2 protein-coding genes are annotated in these 1,463 nt (G+C 60.5%); both read left to right on the top strand.

All coding sequences use genetic code 11. From position 1 onward, the window contains the following. The coding region (locus AC1DT3_RS20900; protein ID WP_477467116.1) for a hypothetical protein at positions 1-254 on the top strand (254 nt) is incomplete at its 5' end. A 202-nt stretch (positions 255-456) separates the two neighbouring features. Next, complete coding sequence (locus AC1DT3_RS20895) at positions 457-1,248, top strand: class I SAM-dependent methyltransferase (RefSeq protein ID WP_477467115.1); 792 nt, start codon at positions 457-459, stop codon at positions 1,246-1,248. Positions 1,249-1,463: the final 215 nt, after the last annotated feature.

Raw genomic sequence — 1,463 nt, 5'->3', positions numbered from 1 at the left:
CCGAAGCACAGCTCATGAATGAAGCGAGAGCGTTCGGCGCGGCGCAGGGCGCCGTCGGCGTTGCGGCCGCGTTCGATCCCACGGGAGCTGCCGGCCTAGTTGCGATGCCCGTCGGCCTTGCGGCGCGCAACGCGTGGATGGCGAGCGCGAACCAGCGGATGAAAGCGCAGGTCGATCGCGATCTCGAAGCAAGCTATCGGCGCTACGGCATGAATCCTGATGGAACGCCCTCGGGGAAACGTCCAACCGAGTGACCCTGATCGGCGCGCACGCATCAACCATCCGGTGCAATGCGATTAAGCATCCAATTGCGAAAGTGTAACGGCAATAAAAGCGCGGTTGGATCGTTCTTTATAATCAATACAAACTATATCTATTCTAAGTTTCGCTCCATTGGAGTGACACTCGGGTGAAACACAACTATACGCGTCTCGGATTTGATGAGACGTCGAAACGATGAAGACTGCCGTTGCGCCCAACTGGACATTGAAAGACGACATTCGGGACTATTGGACCCGACGTTCGGAAACGTTCGATCAATCGCCGGGCCACGAAATCTTCAATGAGGTGGAGCGGGCAGGGTGGCATGCTCTCTTTCGCCGCCACCTGAAGGACGGACGCGGCCGCAGCGTACTCGATCTCGCAAGCGGTACCGGCGTGATCTCGCACCTTCTCCACGATATCGGGTTCGACGTGACCGGCCTCGATTTCTCCGAGGCGATGTTGGCGCGAGCGCGAGCCAAAGCCCATCTACGCAAGGCGCCGATCCGGTTCATGCTTGGAGACGCCGAGGACACGCTCGAACCGGAAGCTCATTACGACGCCGTCGTGACCCGCCATCTCGTCTGGACGCTGGTCGATCCCGAAGCCGGATTTCGTGAGTGGCTGCGCGTTCTGAAGCCTGGTGGAACGCTCCTGGTCGTCGACGCCGATACATCTCCGCCGCGCCGATTGAGCAAGAGGGTGATCAAGGCCGCTGCCGATCTGGTCGGCCGATTCACGCCTCCGACCCCTCGGCCGGGCATGGATGCGGAGACCCACAACCGCATTCTGAGCCAAGTCTACTTCTCGCAAGGCGCTCACGCCGAGCGCATCGCGGAACTGCTGTCGCGTACGGGATTTCGCGACGTGACGATCGACCGGAATTTGTCCGCGATCCACCGCGGGCAATGGCGAGAGATGCCGCTGAAACAGCGTCTCGAACGTGCAAGCCAGGACCGCTATGCGATCCGGGCGCGCAAACCCTGACGGTCCCGAGCGTTTCGGGGGCTTTCAACACTGGGCCTTGACCCCATTGATTGAGGAAACGATGCAGACATATCTTAGCTCTCACGAGCTGCCCTTCCATCGGATGATGGCGCGCATCCTTTGCGCACTCGCGCTCTTCTGCGCTGTTCTCGGCTTCGCGGCGACGGCCAACGCTGCCGATACCATCACGGTGACCGATCTCGCGGGTAGAACCG

The sequence above is a fragment of the Microvirga sp. P4_G7 genome (assembly GCF_056401005.1).
The sequence above is the reverse complement of the archived record's forward strand: the minus strand, read 5'-3'. Positions and strand labels throughout refer to the sequence as shown.

Coding starts and splice junctions, on each gene's coding strand:
- AC1DT3_RS20895 (WP_477467115.1), top strand. CDS start 457: ATGAAGACTGCCGTTGCGCCCAACTGGACATTGAAAGACGACATTCGG.